At 71.6% G+C, this 16,616-nt stretch carries 11 protein-coding genes and 1 pseudogene; 6 read left to right on the top strand and 6 right to left on the bottom strand.

The genetic code is table 11. The features are described 5' to 3' along the window. Nucleotides 1–37 precede the first annotated feature (37 nt). Nucleotides 38–2,263 carry an MMPL family transporter gene (locus ABT123_RS13495; RefSeq protein ID WP_351312897.1) on the bottom strand — a complete coding sequence of 742 codons (2,226 nt, stop codon included), beginning with the start codon at nt 2,261–2,263 and terminating at the stop codon, nt 38–40. 131 nt (nt 2,264–2,394) lie between these two features. Between ABT123_RS13495 and ABT123_RS13500 the strand changes: the two genes are divergently transcribed. From ABT123_RS13500 to ABT123_RS13510, 3 genes are all read left to right on the top strand, one after another. Further along, entirely contained in the window at nt 2,395–3,048 is a 654-nt protein-coding gene (locus ABT123_RS13500; protein ID WP_351312898.1) for a TetR/AcrR family transcriptional regulator, read from the top strand. A 201-nt stretch (nt 3,049–3,249) separates the two neighbouring features. Beyond that, nucleotides 3,250–3,480: a heavy-metal-associated domain-containing protein gene (locus ABT123_RS13505; protein ID WP_351312900.1), complete on the top strand. Its 231-nt coding sequence runs from the start codon at nt 3,250–3,252 to the stop codon at nt 3,478–3,480. Nucleotides 3,481–3,569: 89 nt separating this feature from the next. Then, nucleotides 3,570–5,804, top strand: coding sequence for a heavy metal translocating P-type ATPase (locus tag ABT123_RS13510; RefSeq protein WP_351312902.1), 2,235 nt, complete (start codon nt 3,570–3,572; stop codon nt 5,802–5,804). Between the two features lie 386 nt (nt 5,805–6,190). Here the strand turns inward: ABT123_RS13510 and ABT123_RS13515 are convergent, their stop codons facing one another. Together ABT123_RS13515 and recD2 are read right to left on the bottom strand one after the other, a co-directional pair. Further along, nucleotides 6,191–7,480 (bottom strand): citrate synthase, encoded by a 1,290-nt coding sequence (locus tag ABT123_RS13515; protein WP_150207560.1) that lies wholly within the window; start codon nt 7,478–7,480, stop codon nt 6,191–6,193. A gap of 182 nt (nt 7,481–7,662) precedes the next feature. Further along, complete coding sequence (gene recD2, locus ABT123_RS13520; protein WP_351312905.1) at nt 7,663–9,891, bottom strand: SF1B family DNA helicase RecD2; 2,229 nt, start codon at nt 9,889–9,891, stop codon at nt 7,663–7,665. A gap of 288 nt (nt 9,892–10,179) precedes the next feature. On the opposite strand from recD2, the pseudogene ABT123_RS13525 reads away from it, so the two are divergent. Beyond that, nucleotides 10,180–10,692, top strand: a pseudogene (locus tag ABT123_RS13525) (GNAT family N-acetyltransferase); the annotation flags it as partial. On the opposite strand, the gene ABT123_RS13530 reads toward ABT123_RS13525, so the two are convergent. Further along, nucleotides 10,604–11,575: an EamA family transporter gene (locus ABT123_RS13530; protein WP_351312906.1), complete on the bottom strand. Its 972-nt coding sequence runs from the start codon at nt 11,573–11,575 to the stop codon at nt 10,604–10,606. The pseudogene ABT123_RS13525 and the gene ABT123_RS13530 sit on opposite strands and share 89 nt — an antisense overlap. A 104-nt stretch (nt 11,576–11,679) precedes the next feature. On the opposite strand from ABT123_RS13530, the gene ABT123_RS13535 reads away from it, so the two are divergent. Together ABT123_RS13535 and ABT123_RS13540 are read left to right on the top strand one after the other, a co-directional pair. Beyond that, nucleotides 11,680–12,585: a LysR family transcriptional regulator gene (locus ABT123_RS13535; RefSeq protein WP_351312908.1), complete on the top strand. Its 906-nt coding sequence runs from the start codon at nt 11,680–11,682 to the stop codon at nt 12,583–12,585. Between the two features lie 259 nt (nt 12,586–12,844). After that, nucleotides 12,845–14,656 (top strand): glycoside hydrolase family 3 protein, encoded by a 1,812-nt coding sequence (locus ABT123_RS13540; protein WP_351312910.1) that lies wholly within the window; start codon nt 12,845–12,847, stop codon nt 14,654–14,656. 18 nt (nt 14,657–14,674) lie between these two features. Here ABT123_RS13540 and ABT123_RS13545 read toward each other — a convergent pair whose 3' ends face one another. Both ABT123_RS13545 and ABT123_RS13550 read right to left on the bottom strand, forming a co-directional pair. Beyond that, nucleotides 14,675–16,114, bottom strand: coding sequence for a S28 family serine protease (locus ABT123_RS13545; protein ID WP_351312912.1), 1,440 nt, complete (start codon nt 16,112–16,114; stop codon nt 14,675–14,677). 88 nt (nt 16,115–16,202) lie between these two features. Then, nucleotides 16,203–16,604, bottom strand: coding sequence for a hypothetical protein (locus tag ABT123_RS13550; protein ID WP_351312914.1), 402 nt, complete (start codon nt 16,602–16,604; stop codon nt 16,203–16,205). Between the last annotated feature and the right edge of the window lie 12 nt (nt 16,605–16,616).

Here is a 16,616-nt window from a genome sequence, read left to right on the forward strand (position 1 = left end):
CGGGCCCGGCCGGTCCCGCCTCCGCCGCCCGCCTCCGTCACCCGACCCCGGCAGGGACCTTCGCCGGCTCCGCCGGTACCGCCGCCGGTTCTCCCTCGCTCAGTCCGAAGCGCTCGTGCAGCCGGCGCAGCGGCCCCGGCGCCCACCAGGTGGCCCGCCCGGTCAGCTTCATCACGGCCGGCACCAGCAGACTCCGCACCACCATCGCGTCCATCAGCACGGCCAGCGCGATCCCGAGCCCCAGCATCTTGGTGTTGGTCACCCGCGAGGTGCCGATGGCGACCATCACCACCGCCAGGATCACGGCCGCCGCGGTGATCAGCCCGCCCGTCCGGGCCAGTCCGGCACGGACCGCCCCTTCGTGGTCGCCGGTGCGGTCGTACTCCTCCTTGATGCGGGAGATGAGGAACACCCCGTAGTCCATGGAGAGGCCGAAGGCGATGCAGAACATCAGCACCGGCAGGGTGGTCTCGATGTCCCCGGTGGCGGTGAAGGAGAGGAATCCGGAGAGGTTGCCCTCCTGGAACACCCACACCACCGCGCCGAACATCGCCGTCAGGCTGAGTGCGTTCAGCAGCACCGCCTGCAGGGGTATGAGCACGCTCCCGGTGAGCAGGAAGACCAGCAGCAGGGTGGCCGCCACGATCAGGGCGAGCGCCCAGGGCAGTTTCTCCGCGATGGCGTCCTGGGCGTCGACGAGGACGGCGGCCTGTCCGGTCACCGCGGTGTCGAAGGGCGCCTCCACCCCGCGGACCTCTGCCACCAGGTCCTGTGTCTGGGGTCCGACGGCCTCGCCCTCGCCGAGGACGGTGAAGTACGCGTACTCCCCGGAGGTCACCGGCCCCTCGGCCCGGACCGCGCCCGGCAGGTCGGCCAGCCTGGCCCGGTATCCCTCGTACTCCGAGGTGCTCGCCTTGCCCTCGGCGAGGACCACCAGTCCGGCCCCGGGGCTGCCGGGGAAGCCGTCCCGGATCTCCTGTTGCACCAGGTGCGACGCGGCGGTCTTGGGCAGCTGACGGTCGTCGACGGTGCCGAACTTCACCCCGAGGAAGGGCAGTCCGAGCAGCAGCAGCCCGATGGTGGTGGCCAGGGCGAACAGCGGGGCCCGGCGCATCACCAGCGCGGCGGACCGGGCCCAGCCCCGCCCCTCCCCGCCGTCGGGCGCCCCGGCGGGCCGGCCGCGCCGCCACAGCCGCCGCAGCTCCAGGGAGTTGACCCGCTCCCCCAGCAGGACCAGTGCGGCCGGCAGCAGGACCAGCGCGGCGGCAGCCGCGATCAGGACGACCGCGATGCCCGCGTAGGCGAAGGAGCGCAGGAAGTACATCGGGAAGAGGAGCATCGCCGAGAGGGCGACCGCGACGGTCAGCGAGGAGAAGAGAACCGTCCGGCCGGCCGTCCGCAGGGTGGCCCCCACCGCCGCCACCGGCTCCCGGCCGGCCGCCAGCTCCTCCCGGAACCTGCGCACGATGAACAGGGCGTAGTCGATGGCCAGGCCGAGACCGAGCGCCGTGGTGAGGTTCATGGCGAAGACCGAGACCTCGGTGAACTCGGTGAGCCCGCGCAGGACCGCGTTGGTGCCCAGGATCGCGATGATGCCGACGCCGAGCGGCAGCAGGGCGGCGATCGCGCTGCCGAAGACCAGGACCAGCAGCACCAGGGTCACCGGCAGGGCGATCAGCTCGGCGCGCAGCAGGTCCTCCTGGATGGTGGTGGTGATCTCGCGCTGGACGGCCACCGGTCCGCCCAGGGACACCTCCACCGGTCCGTGCACGCCCTCGAACTGCGGGGCTATCCGGTCGAGGACCTCGGTGGCGGTCTTCTCGTCGCCCAGCACCCGGGCGGAGATCAGCGCCTGCCGGCCGTCTTCGGAGCGCAGCGCCGGCAGTTTGGTCTGCCAGTACGAACCGACTCCGGTGACCTGCACCTCGGCGGCGAGCCGCGCGGTCAGCCGGTCCGCCTCGGCCGTGACAGCCGGGTCGTCGACCCCGGCCCCGCCCACCTCCGGCCGGGCCTGAACCAGCAGCAGCAGGTTCGGCTGGGAGGCCGGGAACTCGCGCTCCAGCGCCCTCGCCGCATAGCCGGACCGGGCGTCCGGGTCCTCCCAGCCGCCGCTCCCCATCCGGTCGGCCACCCCGCTGCCCGCCACCACGGCCAGGGCCGTGACCAGCAGGGCGAGCAGCAGGGACAGGCGCGGCCGGGCGGTGACGAAGCGGGTGAAGGCGCCCTCCCCCGACCCCCTCGGCGTCTTCTTGACTTCAGGCATGACTCGGTGTCCCCTTCACCGTGATTGCCAGACGAAATACACTGGCAAACACGAGCAGTCGCTCGCGTTTCCCAAGAATGCGAGTGATGTCTCGCGTTTGTCAATCACCCTTGAGAAGGAGGGGATGCGCCGTGCGCCAGGAGCGCCAGGAGAAGCCGGCCGCCCGTACGTCCGCCACCCCGCGCCGCCAGGCCCGCGGGGAGCGCCGGATCGCCCAGCTCCTGGAGGCCGCGGCCGGGGTGTTCTGCAAGAACGGCTACGCCGCCGCCAGCACCAACTCGATCGCCAAGGAGGCCGGGGTCTCTCCGGGCACGCTCTACCAGTTCTTCCCGAACAAGGAGGCGATCGCCGTGGAGCTGGGCGGCCAGCTGCTCCAGCGGGCGAACGAGATGCACGGCCAGGCCTTCCTGCCGGAGAACCTCTGCAAGCCGCTGCCCGAACTGCTGGACGCCGTCCTCGACCCCGTCATCGCCTTCAACTGCGAGAACCCGGCCTTCTGGGCGCTGATGCACGGCTCTGGGGTCCCCGGCATCACCCAGGGCCACGAGGCCCTGCACGACGGCCTGCTGACCCGGGTTCAGGGCGTCCTGCGGACCTTCTGCCCGGACGCCACGAACGCCGAGCTGAACCTCACCTCCAACATGATCCTGGGCATCTTCAAGTCCTCGCTGGACCTGATCCTCGCAACCGAAGGCGCGGAACGCGCCGCCTACGTCGCCGAGCTGAAGAGCGTCCTGCTGCGCTACCTGGAGCCGATGGTCACCACGACTCCGACTGCTCCCTGACCCACCCCTCCGGCCGGGAACGGACACCCGCGCCCAGCCGAGCCGACGCCTGAGCCGACACCCGAACCGAATTCGACCGGGAATCGAGGAAGAAGATCCCCTTAATACCCCCTAGGGGTATACTCTGTGGGTGAAGGGAGGACCGTGGAGTGGCACCCGGTCCTGCCGGCCGATGGCACACGCCCCGAAGAGGAGAACGACATGACCGCCGAGACGGACACCCAGACCACCACCGTCTACCGGGTGACCGGCATGACCTGCGGGCACTGCGAGGGCGCGGTGACCGCCGAGATCTCCGCCCTCGCCGGCGTCAGCTCGGTCAAGGCCGTCGCCGCGACCGGCGAGGTCACCGTGGTCTCCGACGCCCCGCTCGCCGAGGACGACGTACGCGCGGCCGTCGACGAGGCCGGTTACGAGCTCGCCGCCGGCTGACCCCCTCCTCTTCCGCAGTACCCCGCCGGGCCGTGCCGGCCAGCTGACACTGGTCCCGCACGGCCCGGCCCTCTCTCTGGAGCCGGACCATGAGCAGCACCCTCGAGGTGGAGCTGACCATCGGCGGGATGACCTGCGCCTCGTGCGCGGCCCGTATCGAGAAGAAACTCAACCGGATGGACGGGGTCACCGCCTCGGTGAACTACGCCACCGAGAAGGCGAGGGTCTCCGTCACGGGGGACGTACAGGTCGCCGACCTGATCGCCACCGTGGTGAAGACCGGCTACACGGCCGCGGAGCCCCCGCCCCCGGCCGCCGAACCGGAACCGGCCTCCCCCTCCCCGGACCGGACCGATCCCGAGCTCGCCGCGCTCCGGCAGCGGCTGCTGGTCTCGGCGGTCCTCGCCGCCCCCGTCGTACTGCTCGCGATGGTGCCGGCCCTCCAGTTCGACAACTGGCAGTGGCTCTCCCTCACCCTGGCCGCCCCCGTGGTGGTGTGGGGCGGGCTGCCCTTCCACCGGGCCGCCTGGACCAATGCCCGGCACGGCGCCGCCACCATGGACACCCTGGTCTCCGTCGGCACCCTCGCCGCCTTCGCCTGGTCCCTCTGGGCGCTGTTCTTCGGCCACGCCGGAATGCCCGGGATGCGGCACGGCTTCGACTTCACCGCCGCCCCGGCGGACGGCACCGACGCCATCTACCTGGAGGTCGCGGCCGGGGTCGTCGTCTTCATCCTGCTCGGCCGCCTCCTGGAGGCCCGCTCCAAGCGGAAGGCGGGCGCGGCCCTCAGGGCCCTGCTGGAACTGGGCGCCAAGGACGTGGCGGTGCTGCGCGACGGCACCGAGGTGCGGATACCCGTGAACGCCCTCGCGGTCGGCGACCGGTTCGTGGTCCGCCCGGGCGAGAAGATCGCCACCGACGGCACCGTGGTCGAGGGCTCCTCCGCCGTGGACGTCTCCCTGCTCACCGGCGAGTCGGTACCCGTCGAGGTCACGGCCGGCGACCCGGTCACCGGCGCCACCGTCAACGCCTCCGGCCGGCTGGTCGTCGAGGCCACCCGGGTCGGCGCCGACACCCAGCTCGCCCGGATGGCCCACCTGGTGGAGGAGGCCCAGAACGGCAAGGCCGAGGTGCAGCGGCTGGCCGACCGGATCTCCGCCGTGTTCGTGCCCGTGGTGCTGCTGATCGCCCTCGGCACCTGGGTGGGCTGGCTGCTCGCCACCGACGACCCGGCCGCCTCGTTCACCGCCGCCGTGGCCGTCCTGATCATCGCCTGCCCCTGCGCCCTCGGCCTGGCCACCCCGACCGCCCTGCTGGTCGGCACCGGCCGCGGAGCCCAGCTCGGCATCCTGATCAAGGGCCCGGAGGTGCTGGAATCCACCCGCGCGGTGGACACCGTCGTCCTCGACAAGACCGGCACCGTCACCACCGGCCGGATGACCTTGCTCGCCGTGCACCCCGCCGACGGGGTGGCGGAGGAGGAACTGCTGCGACTGGCGGGTGCCCTGGAACACGCCTCCGAACACCCCATCGCCCGGGCCGTCGCCGCCGGCGCCGCCGACCGGGTCGGCGCGCTGCCCGCCGTGGCGGAGTTCAGCAGCCTCCCCGGAATCGGCGTGCAGGGCCGGGTCGAGGGCCACACCGTGCTGGCCGGGCGCGAGAAGCTGCTCGCCGAGCGGGGCGTCTCCCTCCCGCCGGAGCTCCTGACGGCCCGGCAGGCGGCGGAGGCCGCCGGCGCCACCGCCGTACTGGTGGCCTGGGACGGCACCGCGCGCGGCGTGCTGACCGTGGCCGACGCCATCAAGGAGACCAGCGCCGAAGCGGTCGTACGGCTGCGCGCCCTCGGTCTCACCCCGGTCCTGCTGACCGGTGACAACCAGGCCGTGGCCGACAGCGTGGCCCGCTCGGTGGGCATCGAGGAGGTCATTGCCGAGGTGCTGCCCCGGGACAAGGTGGCCGTGGTCGAGCGGCTGCAGGCGGAGGGCCGTACGGTCGCCATGGTCGGCGACGGGGTCAACGACGCCGCCGCCCTGGCCCAGGCGGATCTGGGCCTCGCCATGGGCACCGGCACCGACGCGGCCATCGAGGCCGCCGACCTGACCCTGGTCCGCGGGGACCTCCGGGTGGCCGCGGACGCGATCCGGCTCTCCCGGCGGACCCTCACCACCATCAAGGGCAACCTCTTCTGGGCCTTCGGCTACAACGTGGCCGCCCTGCCGCTGGCCGCCGCCGGCCTGCTCAATCCGATGATTGCGGGGGCCGCGATGGCCTTTTCCTCGGTCTTCGTGGTGACCAACAGCCTGCGGCTGCGCTCGTTCCGCTAGGGTCACCTCCTCCGGTTGCACACAGGTCCTTCACGGGAGACGCAGATCACATTGATGCCAACGTAACCATTCGGGGTCTTCGTGGGTCTAATGGGGCGATGCCAGGAACGTCTTGGGGGACGTTTGGCGGAGGTCTTGGGGGACATCCGGGCATCAGCCGGCCGGGGCACGTGCCCACGGGGAGCTTTGAGCGGCCCTCCTGACCCGTACGGGTCCCGGCAGACCACTGAACGCCTCGGTTCGGGTCCCGTGGGGGGAATCCGTTCCGGGGAACGGAAAGCGCCCCGCTCGCCGACCCGTGGGGGGATCGGCGGCGGGGCGCTTTTCTCTGTGCGGAGAGAGCCGCGGACCGTGGCCCGCGGGAGGTGAGACCCAGGCGGTGAGACCTAGCGGGCCTCGACCGGGACGAAGTCGCGCAGGACCTCGCCGGTGTAGATCTGGCGCGGGCGGCCGATGCGGGAACCCGGCTCCTTGATCATCTCGTGCCACTGGGCGATCCAGCCGGGCAGCCGGCCGAGCGCGAAGAGCACGGTGAACATCTCGGTCGGGAAGCCCATGGCCCGGTAGATCAGGCCGGTGTAGAAGTCCACGTTCGGGTAGAGGTTGCGCTCGACGAAGTACTCGTCGGCCAGCGCGTGCTCCTCCAGCTTGAGCGCGATGTCGAGCAGCTCGTCGGACTTGCCGAGGGCCGAGAGGACATCGTGCGCCGCCGCCTTGATGATCTTCGCCCGGGGGTCGAAGCTCTTGTAGACGCGGTGCCCGAAGCCCATCAGGCGGACGCCGTCTTCCTTGTTCTTCACCTTGCGGATGAAGCTGTCGACGTCGCCGCCGGAGGCCTGGATGCCCTCGAGCATCTCCAGCACCGACTGGTTGGCGCCACCGTGCAGCGGGCCCCACAGCGCGCTGATGCCGGCCGAGATCGAGGCGAACATGTTCGCCTGCGAGGAGCCGACCAGGCGGACGGTGGAGGTCGAGCAGTTCTGCTCGTGGTCCGCGTGCAGGATGAGCAGCTTGTCGAGCGCGTTGACCACGACCGGGTCGAGCTCGTACTCCTGCGCCGGCACGGAGAAGGTCATGCGCAGGAAGTTCTCGACGTAGCCGAGGTCGTTGCGCGGGTAGACCACCGGGTGGCCGACCGACTTCTTGTACGCGTACGCGGCGATGGTCGGGAGCTTGGCCAGCAGCCGGATCGTCGAGAGGTGGCGCTGCTTCTCGTCGAACGGGTTGTGGCTGTCCTGATAGAACGTGGACAGCGCGCTGACCACGGAGGACAGCATCGCCATCGGGTGCGCGTCGCGCGGGAAGCCGTCGTAGAACCGCTTGACGTCCTCGTGCAGCAGCGTGTGCTGGGTGATCTCGTTGCGGAACGACGCGAGCTGGTCGACGGTCGGCAGCTCCCCGTTGATCAGCAGGTAGGCGACCTCGATGAAGGTCGACCGCTCGGCCAGCTGCTCGATCGGGTAACCGCGGTAGCGCAGGATGCCCTGCTCGCCGTCGAGGTAGGTGATCGCGGATTTATAGGCGGCGGTGTTTCCGTAGCCGCTGTCCAGGGTGACCAGCCCGGTCTGAGCCCGGAGCTTCGAGATGTCGAAGCCCTTGTCACCGACGGTGCTCTCGACCACCGGGTAGGTGTATTCACCGTCCGCGTACCGCAGTACTACAGAGTTGTCGCTCACGTCATCCCTCACCGACGTAGTGCCTCTTCTTCGAGGTGCCCTGACTTCCTCTACCTTCCCCCATTTGGCGCAGGAGAGTGCACTCGGGGTCGGCCTTTGGTGCTTCTGACGGCACTGAGTGCCGCCAACCCGCCCATCCTGCCCCCTCCACGCCGCTGCCGAAACCCTAGATGATCGATCATCTAGGTGATGTTTCCCACCGGTATGCCGCCGGACAGTCTGGGAGCCACCGCCGTGTACCTCCTGCCTGCGGAAACCGTACGCACAGCCTGGCCAAGGGCTTTACGGGACCCGACGAGGACGACGAGTTTCTTCGCCCTGGTCACCGCCGTGTACAGCAGGTTCCGCTGGAGCATCATCCAAGCCCCGGTGGTGACCGGGATCACCACCGCCGGATATTCACTCCCCTGCGAACGGTGGATGGTGACGGCGTACGCGTGCGCCAGCTCGTCGAGCTCGGTGAACTCGTACGGCACCTCCTCGTCCTCGTCGGTGCGCACGGTCAGCCGCTGCTCGTCCAGGTCGAGCGCGGTGACCACCCCCACGGTGCCGTTGAAGACCCCGTTGGCCCCCTTCTCGTAGTTGTTGCGGATCTGCGTGACCTTGTCCCCCACCCGGAACACCCGCCCGCCGAGCCGCTTCTCCGGCAGCTCCGGCCGCGCCGGGGTGATGGCCTGCTGGAGCAGGCCGTTGAGGGTGCCGGCGCCGGCCGGGCCCCGGTGCATGGGGGCCAGGACCTGGATGTCCCGGCGCGGGTCCAGGCCGAATCTGGCCGGAATCCGGCGGGCGACGACATCCACCGTGAGCCGGCCTGCCTCCTCGGTGTCCTCCTCGGCGAACAGGAAGAAGTCCGGCAGCCCGTCGGTCAGCGGCGGCAGCCCGGTGTTGATGCGGTGGGCGTTGGTCACCACCCCGGACTGCTGGGCCTGCCGGAAGATCCGGGTGAGCCGCACCGCGGGCACCGGCCCGCCCTCGGCCAGCAGGTCCCGGAGCACCTCCCCGGCACCCACCGAGGGCAGCTGGTCCACATCGCCCACGAGCAGCAGGTGCGCACCCGGTGCCACCGCCTTGACCAGCTTGTTGGCCAGCAGCAGGTCCAGCATGGAGGCCTCGTCGACCACCACCAGGTCCGCGTCCAGCGGGCGGTCCCGGTCGTACGCCGCATCACCGCCCGGTTTGAGCTCCAGCAGCCGGTGCACGGTGGAGGCCTCCGCCCCGGTCAGCTCCGCCAGCCGTTTGGCGGCCCGCCCGGTGGGCGCGGCGAGCACCACCTTGGCCTTCTTGGCCCGCGCCAGCTCCACGATCGAGCGGACGGTGAAGGACTTCCCGCAGCCCGGCCCGCCGGTGAGCACCGCCACCCGGCGGGTCAGCGCCAGCTTCACCGCGTCCCGCTGCTCGGGGGCGAGCTGGGCCCCGGTCCGCCCGGCAAGCCAGCCCAGCGCCTTGTCCCAGTCCACGTCGCGGAAGGCCGGCATCCGGTCCTCCTCCGCGTGCAGCAGGCGGCGCAGCTGCCCGGTCAGCGACAGTTCGGCCCGGTGGAAGGGGACCAGGTACACCGCGGTGAGCGGCGGCCCGCCCTCCGGGTCGGGCACCGGCTCCCGGACCACTCCCTCCTCGTCCGAGGCGAGTTCGGCCAGGCATTCGATGACCAGCCCGGTATCCACCTGGAGCAGCTTCACCCCGTCGGCGATGAGCCGCTCCTCGGGCAGGAAGCAGTGGCCCTGGTCGGTGGACTGGGAGAGGGCGTACTGCAGGCCGGCCTTGACCCGCTCGGGGCTGTCGTGCGGGATCCCGACGGCCTGGGCGATCCGGTCCGCGGTGAGGAAGCCGATGCCCCAGACGTCGGCGGCGAGCCGGTAGGGCTGGTTCTTCACCACCGAGATGGAGGCATCCCCGTATTTCTTGTAGATGCGAACCGCGATGGAGGTGGAGACGCCGACCCCCTGGAGGAAGACCATGACCTCCTTGATGGCCTTCTGCTCCTCCCAGGCGGCGCCGATCAGCTTCGTCCGCTTGGGGCCGAGGCCGGGCACCTCGATGAGCCGTTTCGGCTCGGCCTCGATCACGTCCAGGGTGGCGGTGCCGAAGTGTTCGACGATCCGGTCGGCGATCTTCGGGCCGATGCCCTTGATCAGACCGGAGCCGAGGTACCGGCGGATGCCCTGGACGGTGGCCGGCAGCACGGTGCGGTAGTTCTCCACGGTGAACTGCCTGCCGTACTGCGGGTGGGAGCCCCAGCGGCCTTCCATCCGCAGCGATTCCCCCGGCTGCGCGCCGAGCAGCGCACCGACCACCGTGAGGAGGTCCGCACCGCCGCGGCCGGTGTCGACCCGGGCGACGGTGTAGCCGCTCTCCTCGTTGGCGTACGTGATCCGCTCGAGCACCCCTTCGAGCACTGCCATGTTGGACATGGCACGACGTTACCGTCGCGGGCCGACAGCCCGTCCTGCCTGTGGACAACACCAAGGGGGCCCGGCCTGATGGCCGGACCCCCTCACGGTTACCCCTCCCGTGCCGGACTTCCCGATCCCCCCGGATCCCTCCCCGGAAGTGCCGACGCAACATATGACCCACGACCCGGGCAGACGGTTGCACGCCGGTTCGGAGATTTATTTTTCCGTGACCCAAGGTGCCGCCAAAACCCCGCAGACGTCGCGTTTCCGCCCGTGACGTCCGCCGTACGGGCCGCCTAGAGTTGCCCCATGGCTGAGAAGGTGCTGCTCCGTGATCCGGAGCCCGGCGACCTGGGCTGGATCGTCCAGCGGCACGGCGCGCTGTATGCCGCCGAGTACGGCTGGAACACCGACTTCGAGGGCTTGGTCGCGCGGATCGTCGCCGACTTCGCCCAGGACCACGACCCGCACCTGGAGCGGGTGTGGATCGCCGAGCTCGACGGCCGGCCGGCCGGCTCGGTGATGTGCGTACGGGAGGACGGGGCGCCCGGCACGGCGCGGCTGCGCCTGCTGTTGGTGGAGCCGGAGGCCCGCGGCCACGGCATCGGCGCCCTGCTGGTGGACACGGTGGTGGAGTTCGCCCGCTCGGTCGGCTACCGCGAGCTGGTGCTGTGGACCAACGACGTGCTGGCCTCGGCCCGTTCCCTCTACCAGCGCGCCGGGTTCACCCTCATCGCCGAGAAGGAGCATCGCTCGTACGGAGTGACCCTGACCGGCCAGGACTGGCGGCTGCCGCTGCAGGAGGGCTCCCCGCGCTGACCCCCCGCACCCCGGCGGACCGTACGGGCCGTACGGGCGCCAGCGAGGTCAGCGCGACCCCGCCGACCAGCAGCACCGCCGCCGCCCAGCGCAGCCCGGACACCCCCTCGCCCAGCACCAGGGCCGCCGAGGACATCCCGAAGACCGGCACCAGCAGCGAGAACGGCGCCACCGAGGTGGCCGGGTAGCGGCGCAGCAGGTACCCCCAGGCGCCGAAGCCGAACACGGTGGAGATCCAGGCCACGTAGGCGATGACGCCCACCCCGGACCAGTCCAGGGCCCGCAGCGCGGCCAGGTCCCGGTCCGGCCCCTCCAGCAGCAGCGAGAGCCCGAGCAGCGGCAGCACCGGCACGGTGCACACCCAGACCATGAAGTTCAGCGCGTCCGGCGGGGCGGCCCTGCGGGTCAGCACGTTCGACACCCCCCAGCAGACGGCGGCGCCGACCACCAGGGTGAAGCCCAGCACCGGCCCGGACGCGCCCTCGTCCACGGCGGCCACCCCGATCCCGGCCAGCGCCACCGCCATCCCGAGCACCCGCACCCGGCCGGGCCGCTCCCCGAGCACCACGGCGGCGAACACGGCCGTGAACACCGCCTGGACCTGCAGCACCAGGGAGGACAGGCCGGCCGGCATCCCGGCGTCCATGCCGGTGAAGAGCAGTCCGAACTTCGCGATCCCCAGCGCCAGGCCGACGCCCAGCACCCACTTCCAGGCCACCTTGGGGCGGCCGACGAAGAACACCGCGGGGAGGGCGGCGACCAGGAACCGGAGGGCGGACAGCAACAGGGGCGGAAAGTGGTCGAGTCCGATCTCGATGACGACGAAGTTGAAACCCCAGACGGCGGCGACGAGCACGGCGAGTGCGGTGTGTACGGGACGCATGGATCGAGCATCGGTCCGCGGACCATGTAGCACCAGCGCGAATCTCTTCGCTATTGGATGTAGTGCTGCTTATGAATTGTGGGAATCCTGCTTAGGCTGGCCGCATGCTCGACCTCTCCCGGCTGCGCGCCCTGCACGCCGTCGCCCTGCACGGTTCGGTCGCGGGCGCGGCGGCGGCCCTCGGCTACACCCCGTCCGCCGTCTCCCAGCAGATCGCCAAGCTGGAACGCGAGACCCGGACCACGCTGCTCGAGCGGCGCGGGCGCGGGATCGCGCTCACCGAGGAGGCGCAGCACCTGGCGGACACCGCGCAGGAGCTGCTGGCCATCATGGAGCGGGCCGAGACCACGCTGGAGGAACGGCGGGGGCAGCCGGGCGGGCTGCTGCGGGTGGCCGCCTTCGCGTCCGCCGCGCGGGGCCTGCTGCCGGGCGTGCTGGCCGAACTCGCCGTCCGGCACCCCGCGCTGGACGTCCGCCTGACCGAGGTGGATCCGCATCTGTCGGTGGACCTGGTGGCCCGGGGGGTGACGGATCTGGCGGTCGCGCACGACTGGGACATCGCCCCGCTGCCGGCCCCGGAGGGGGTGGAGCAGGTCTTCATCGGGGCGGAGCGGTGCGATCTGATCGTGCCGGAGGGGCATGCCTTTGCCGGGCGGGCGGCGGTCGGCCGGGAGGAGCTCGGCGGGCAGCGGTGGGTCTGCCAGCCGCCTGGGCGGGTCTGCCATGACTGGCTGGTGCGGACGCTGCGGTCGGCCGGGTTCGAGCCGGAGCTGGTGCATGTGGCGGAGGAGAACCACACGCTGATTGCGCTGGTGGCGGCGGGGTTGGGGGTGGCGGTGGTGCCGCGGCTGGGGACCGGGCCGTTGCCGGGCGGCGCGGTTGCCGTGCCGCTTGAGCCGGGGCCGGTGCGGAGGTTGTACGCGTTGTGGCGGGCGGGGGCTGCGCGGCGGCCCGCGATCACGGAGACGGTGCGCGTGCTCCAGTCCCACTGGCCCCCGCCGGGCTGCTGAACCGGGGTACGGGGCGGGGCCGCTGCGCGGAGCCTTCCCCCACCCCGCCCCTTCCCGAAACTGGGGCTCCGCCCCAGACCCCGCGCCTCAAACGCCGGCGGGGCTGAAAGTGCCGCTTCGCGCCGGGTGCGCTCAAACGCCGCGCGGGCTGGGGTTGCTGCGCATTCCAGCCCCGCCGGCGAGGCTGGAATGGCGCGTACGGGCGACCCCGCTTGTGTCCCCCGTACCCGGGAGGTACCCCGGCGGTAGCGTGCCACGGGTGCCGAAACTTGCGTCACGTCGCAGTCTGTTGGCCGCTGCCGCCGCTCTGGCCGCGGGGGCGGCAGCAGCCGGTGTTCCCCGCCGCGCGGCCGGGGAACCGCCCGTGGACGACGGCCGGAACGCGGAACCGGCGCGCCGGGCGGAGCAGCTGCTGGCCCGGATGACTCTGGCCGAGAAGGTCGGCCAGCTGTTCGTCAGCCGGGTGTACGGGCACACCGCGACCGATCCGGACCGGGCCGACGCCGAGGCCAATATGACCCACTTCGGGGTACGCACCGCCGCCGAACTCGTCGCCCGCTACCACCTCGGCGGGGTCATCTACTTCGCCTGGGCCCACAACACCCTGGCCCCGCCCCAGATCGCCGGACTCTCCGACGGCCTGCAGCGCGCCGCGCTGGCCGGCCCGGCCCGTATCCCGCTGCTGATCTCCACCGACCAGGAGCACGGAATCATCGCCCGGATCGGCAAGCCGGCCACCCTGCTGCCCGGGGCGATGGCCCTGGGTGCCGGGGGTTCCACGGCCGCCGCCCGCCGGGCCGCCCGGATCGCCGGCACCGAGCTGGCCGCCCTCGGCATCCGCCAGGACTACGCCCCGGTCGCCGATGTCAACGTCAACCCGGCCAACCCGGTCATCGGCGTACGGTCCTTCGGCTCGGACCCGCGCGCGGTGGCCGAGCTGGCCGCCGCCCAGGTGCGCGGCTACCAGGGGGCCGGCATCGCGGCCACCGCCAAGCACTTCCCGGGGCACGGGGACACTGCCACCGACAGCCACATCGGCCTGCCGGTGATGCACCACACCCGGGCCCAGTGGGAGGAGCTGGACGAGCCGCCGTTCCGGGCGGCCGTGCGGGCGGGCGTGGACGTGGTCATGACCGCGCATATCGTCGTACCGGCCCTGGATCCCTCCGGGGACCCGGCCACCCTCTCCCGGCCCATCCTGACCGGCATCCTCCGCGAACGCCTCGGCTTCCGCGGGGTGGTGGTCACGGACGCGCTCGACATGGCCGGCGTACGCCAGAAGTACGGGGACGACCGGGTCCCGGTGCTGGCCCTGCAGGCCGGCTGCGACCAGCTGCTCAACCCGCCGGACCTTCCGCTCGCGTACCGCAGTGTGCTGGCCGCGGTCGAATCGGGCGAGCTGACCGAACGGCGGATCGAGGAATCGGTCCTGCGCATCCTGGAACTCAAGGCCCGGCGCGGCCTGTTCACCGATCCGTACACCTCACCGGAGCGGGTGGCGGCCACGGTCGGCACCGCGGAGCACCTGGCCGCCGCCGACGAGATCGCGGCCGGTACGACCACCCTGCTGGCCAATCCCCGGGCGCTGCTGCCGCTCGACCCGGCCACCCGGCCCCTGGTGCTGGTCACCGGCGCCGACCCGGCCTCTCCCAGCGGCACCACCGGCCCGCCGACGGTCGTCCTGGCCCGTGAGCTGACCGCCCTGGGGTTCACCGCCACGGCGGTCCCCGCGGACCGGGCGGGGATCGTGGCGTCCGGCTACGACGCGCTGCTGGTCTGCACCCTCAATGTGCCGGAGGGCGAGAGTCCGCAGCGCACGCTGGTGACGGAGCTGATCTCGACCGGGGTTCCGGTGGTGGGCGTGGCGATCCGGAACCCGTACGACGTGGCCCGGCTGCCGGAGTGCGCGGCGAGCCTGGCCACGTACTCCTGGACCGATGTGGAACTGCGGGCCGCCGCCCGGGTGCTGGCCGGGACGGTCCGGCCGGCCGGGCGGCTCCCGGTCCCGGTGCCCGGCCGGTACGCGCTGGGCCACGGCCTCACATACGGAGACCGTGGCCCAGATAGCTGATAACAAAGCCGGAGCGGGTTACGGGCGGAGCTGCATCTCGCGCTCCAGCTCGTCGCGCCGGTCGAGCTGCGCGTCCGCCGAGGCCAGCGGCTGCGCCTTGCGCGCGTCGGCCTGGACGGCGGCGGGGGCGACCCCGGCCCATTCCAGGATCTTCGCGGTGGCGAGGGCCTTCTCGCCCTCCTGCAGCTTGGCGACGTTGGCCCCGTGGTTGGCGCCGGGGGCGGTCATCACGTAGCTGTCGCGCGCGCCGTAGCCGAGCCGGAACGGTTCGGCACCCCACGGGTCGTTCTGCCCGTAGACGAAGAGCATCCGCTGGGCGTTGTTCTGCACCCAGGTGTCCACGTCGCGCATCGCCCACGGCTGGAAGGTCATGGGGATCTCGCGGGGCACGAAGTTCCGCGGCGGCTGGTAGCCGTAGCGGCTCAGGTTGCCCAGGTGGGGCTGCTTGATGTCGGGCGAGCCGAGCTGGGTGCCGGCCTGGTAGTAGTACGGCGTGTACGTGTTCAGGCCCTGGTCGGTGTAGGCGGAGAAGCCGGAGATGGCGTCGATGCTGTCCCAGATCTCCTGGTCGGTGGCGGTGGCCGCGACCGGGATGGAACCGCAGTCGGAGACCAGGCTGTACTGCCAGAAGGCCCACACGTAGTCGAGGACCACGGCCTCGTAGGCCTTGTCGAGGTCTCCGACGGTGGTGAAGGTCCAGCCGTTCTCGGCCGCCGCGGCGGCGTACTTGGCCTCCAGCGGCTCACGGCGCACCAGCGCCTCGCGCTGGACGCCGTTCAGCTTGTCGCGGCACTCTTTGGTGCCGACCTTCTTGAAGAACCGGTCGTAGGCCGAGTCCTCGTTGTTGACCACGTCGTTGGGCGCGACGTACGCGACGACACCGTCCATGTCGCGCGGGTAGAAGCGCTCGTAGTACGTGGCGGTCATGCCGCCCTTGCTGCCGCCGGTGGAGAGCCACTTCTTGGAGTAGATCTTCTTCAGGGCGCCGAAGATGCGGTGCTGGTCGCTGGCGGCCTGCCAGATGTCCAGCTTGCCCCAGTCGGCCGGGTCGGCGGGCCGGGACGGCGTGAAGAATCGGTACTCCATCGACACCTGGTTGCCGTCGACGATGGTCGTCGGCTCACTGCGGCGCGGGCTGGTGTTGACGTTGTAGCCGGAGGTGAAGAAGACCGTCGGGCGGTTGGTGTCCTTGTGCAGCAGGGTGATCCGCTGCTTGAAGGTGCCCTGCGACGGCTTCCGGTGGTCGACCGGCTGCTCGTAGTTCAGTACGAAGAAGCGGTAGCCGGTGTACGGCTTCTCCTCGATCAGGCTCATCCCCGGTATCGCGAGGATCTGGTCCTTGATGTCCGGGCCGGTCGCGGGCCCCGCGGCGGTGGCCGCCGAGGCCGTGAAGCCGGCCGCGCCCACGGTGCCGATCAGCATCACGAGCGACAACAGCCATCTGAGCGCCTTGCGCATTCACCCTCCCCTTGAGTTCACTGCGGTCGCCGTGAACCTACGGGGTCAACCGGCCCGTGAACAGACCCGGTTGGGCCGCGGGGTGGGTTCAGCAGAGAATCCAGCCAGAGGAGACCGATCCGGACCCGACCTCGCCGCGAACGTACACGCAGCGGCTGAGCGCGTACACGGAGACCGGGCCGGCGAACCGGGTGAACCGGCCGCTGTCGCGGACCGGGACCCCGCCGCGGGGCTGGACGGAGACCGACATGTACTGCCGCACCCCGCTCTGGTACGGGACCGTGACCGCGCAGGCGTGGGTGCGGGTCTTGTAGACCCGCACCTCGCCGGTCGAGAACGGCAGGGTTTTGACGAGCCGTCCGGCGCAGCCGCCGGTGGCGGCCTGCGCGGGCGTCGCGGTGAACAGCCCGACGGCGGCCAGGCCCACGCCCGCCGCGCACACCCCCAGGGCCCTGGTCAGCCGGCCCGTCCTGCCCCACCCGTGGAACACGCTTACCCCCGT

Origin of the sequence: Streptomyces sp. NPDC002054 (assembly GCF_040296685.1) — a bacterium.
GTDB lineage: Bacteria > Actinomycetota > Actinomycetes > Streptomycetales > Streptomycetaceae > Streptomyces.

Excerpts from the sequence above, each read along its gene's own strand:
- ABT123_RS13495 (WP_351312897.1), bottom strand. The coding sequence starts at position 2,263 with ATGCCTGAAGTCAAGAAGACGCCGAGGGGGTCGGGGGAGGGCGCCTTC.
- ABT123_RS13505 (WP_351312900.1), top strand. The coding sequence starts at position 3,250 with ATGACCGCCGAGACGGACACCCAGACCACCACCGTCTACCGGGTGACC.
- ABT123_RS13510 (WP_351312902.1), top strand. The coding sequence starts at position 3,570 with ATGAGCAGCACCCTCGAGGTGGAGCTGACCATCGGCGGGATGACCTGC.
- recD2 (WP_351312905.1), bottom strand. The coding sequence starts at position 9,891 with ATGTCCAACATGGCAGTGCTCGAAGGGGTGCTCGAGCGGATCACGTAC.
- ABT123_RS13530 (WP_351312906.1), bottom strand. The coding sequence starts at position 11,575 with ATGCGTCCCGTACACACCGCACTCGCCGTGCTCGTCGCCGCCGTCTGG.
- ABT123_RS13535 (WP_351312908.1), top strand. The coding sequence starts at position 11,680 with ATGCTCGACCTCTCCCGGCTGCGCGCCCTGCACGCCGTCGCCCTGCAC.
- ABT123_RS13545 (WP_351312912.1), bottom strand. The coding sequence starts at position 16,114 with ATGCGCAAGGCGCTCAGATGGCTGTTGTCGCTCGTGATGCTGATCGGC.